2 protein-coding genes are annotated in these 2,591 nt (G+C 61.0%); both read right to left on the minus strand.

Annotated elements, in window-relative coordinates; genetic code table 11:
• On the minus strand, positions 1-459 hold a 459-nt coding region (gene ampD / locus FEM54_RS30230), incomplete at its 3' end, for a 1,6-anhydro-N-acetylmuramyl-L-alanine amidase AmpD (RefSeq protein WP_138454027.1).
• 61 nt (positions 460-520) lie between these two features.
• A partial coding sequence (locus tag FEM54_RS30235; protein ID WP_138454028.1) for a DUF1631 domain-containing protein occupies positions 521-2,591 on the minus strand: 2,071 nt, incomplete at its 5' end.

Genomic DNA, 2,591 nt, shown 5'->3' on the forward strand with positions numbered 1-2,591 from the left:
AATACGCTTCTGGGTAATGCCTGGGTAGGCCGACAACAGTTGCCGGGCCAGGTCGATCAGCGACACATATTGCGCATCGGTGAACGGTAGCTCGTCCGTGCCTTCCAGTTCGATCCCGAGGGAAAAGTCATTGCACACTTCACGCCCCTCGAAACTGGACACCCCGGCATGCCAGGCACGCTCCAGGCACGACACAAATTGTGTCACCAAGCCGTCGCGTTCAATCAGAAAATGCGCAGACACCCGTAGGCTGGCAATGCTTTCAAAGTAGGGATGCTCCGTGACGTCCAGTCGATTCTGGAAAAACTCCTGCACTTTGCCAGTAGCAAACTGCCCCGGTGGCAGGCTGATGTTATGCACCACCAACAGTGAGATCTCGCCGGCGGGGCGCTCGTTGAAGTTGGGCGACGGGCAATGACGGATGCCCTGGCACCAACCGCTGGTGGGGTCCAACTGCATACGGGTTCCTTGAATGAGACGAGGTGTTACCAGTATGCCGCGTTCAGCCCTGCGGTTGCGATCACTTGCCGCGATTGAGTTGGCGCAGCGTGCCAATCACCGACGTCAGCGCGCGGTCGAACAGCAGCCCCTCATCAAGGCTGCGCAGCGCGCCCTGCTTGAGGGCCATGGCCAATTGGCCGGCACTTTTCTCGAGGGCTTTGAGCCCGGTGCGACTGACAAAAATATAGCGGTTGGCCGGCGCCATGATGGCCTTCAGCTTACAACGCAGCCGGCTGCCGTCCTCCTGCTGGAACTCAAACCAGTGACCAATGTGCAACTGCTGGACCTTGAGCAACTCCGGATCATCACTGGGCAGACTCGGGATGGCGTCAGGCACCTCGCTACTGAGCGAAAACGGCTCACGCACCTCGATCAGCGTGTCCAGGCGCTCGCCTTCGAACGACTGCAGGTGCATGGCCTGCAAACGTAGAAAAAATTCGCGGGTGCTGAAGGGGTCGAACGCAGCACTGGTCAACCCATCACGCAAGGCTTTGAGCAGGCCGGGCAGCTGCTCAAGCAAGTGCCGGCCGGCCTCGGTGTCTTTTTGCAGGCTGACGCTCCAGATCAATTCGTCCATGGTGCGCACGGCCGCCTGCCATTGCACTGACTGCTCGCCCTGCTTGAGGCTGGCCAGCAACAGCACCTGGCTCCAGGCCTGCTGGATAAACTGCACCACGGACTGCGGCAACACTCGGCCCACCAACCGTCGATTGAGCACCTCGGCCACCCGCTGACGCGCGGCGTCTTTGCGCACCCGGCCTTCTTCGGCCTCACAGATGTGCTGTTCGAGCAACTCGCTGCGGTGGCGCTCGTCGGCAGTAGAGGCACTGAACTGCGCCAGCACCTGGGGGAAAATCGCCAGGTCTTCAACGAACTCATTCAACAGCCGTTGCACCACCTGCTCAGTGCGCAGGTACAGGCTGTCACGCTGATAATCATCGCGCGGGCTCCATGTCATGGCGGCGCTGGCGATTTCATTGAGCAGACGTCGCGCCGGGTGGCTGGCGCGGCTGAAAAAACTCTTGTCCAGCACCGCCACTTTCAACAACGGAATCTGCAAGCGTGCGATCAAGGCCTTGAATACGTCAGGCACGCAGTGGTCAGTGAGGATGAACTCGAACAACAGCGCGACCAGGTTGATCACATCCTCATCGGCGTCTTCCACCACACGGGACTTGCCGCTCTTGACGCTCACGCGGGTCAACAACTGTTCAAGCTGGTTACGCAGGTCGAAGTCGTCTTCGGCCTCGGGCTCCGGCACATATTGCTGCAGGTGGGAGAGCAGGCGCAGCAAATCGCGGGTGGCGATGGGCTGGGGTTCGGCGCTGGCTTCCAGGGTGGGCGCGACGCTGCCACGCACGGCAGCGAGCAACTTCTGCAACGCGGCGAAGGCTTGCTGGCCGTTTTCATCCATGGGCTGATCAACGGCCTGCACACTGCCTTCGCGCTGCTGCTCGCGAGCTTCACGCCCACCTGGGCGGCGTGACGGCACAGCCTTGAGCTGCGGCAAAACGCCAGTGGCAACCAGCAGTTGGTTGGCCTCGGCGTACAGTTGGTCGGCGTCACTGAGCACATACTTTTCGAACAGCTTGAGCATGATCAGCTTGACGCGAATCTCCACACCCAGGCTGCGCCCCGCACGCAGGAAGAACTCGCACAAGAGTGCTGGGCCCAGCGGGTTGTCGCGCTCATCCAGGGGGTTGCCGAGCAACGCGCCCAGGCGCGCGGTCAATTGCCCCAGCGCCAGGCCATCGCGATGGCGCACCCGGCCGAGCATGGCCTCCAGCGCGACAGCTTTTTCCAGCTCATCACTGGACGTACCCGGCGCCGCCTCATAGGACACCACCGGCACCAGGTGAAACTCACCGCGCTCGGCCTGGCCCAGGTCGATAAATGCGGCGAACAATTGCTCCATGAACACGCGCTCGAAATTCTTGCGCTTGAGGCGCAGGTCACGCATGGCTTCAAAGAAAATATGGTGGTCGACGTTGCTGCGGGCCTTGTCGGCCATTTCAAACAAGGTGTCGTCAGCGTTATCGAACAGCTCCTGCAAACCTTGCTGCAACTGCTGTGCAGCCTTGTCGCGAACC

Source organism: Pseudomonas edaphica (genome assembly GCF_005863185.1).
In the GTDB taxonomy this organism is placed as follows: Bacteria; Pseudomonadota; Gammaproteobacteria; order Pseudomonadales; family Pseudomonadaceae; genus Aquipseudomonas; species Aquipseudomonas edaphica.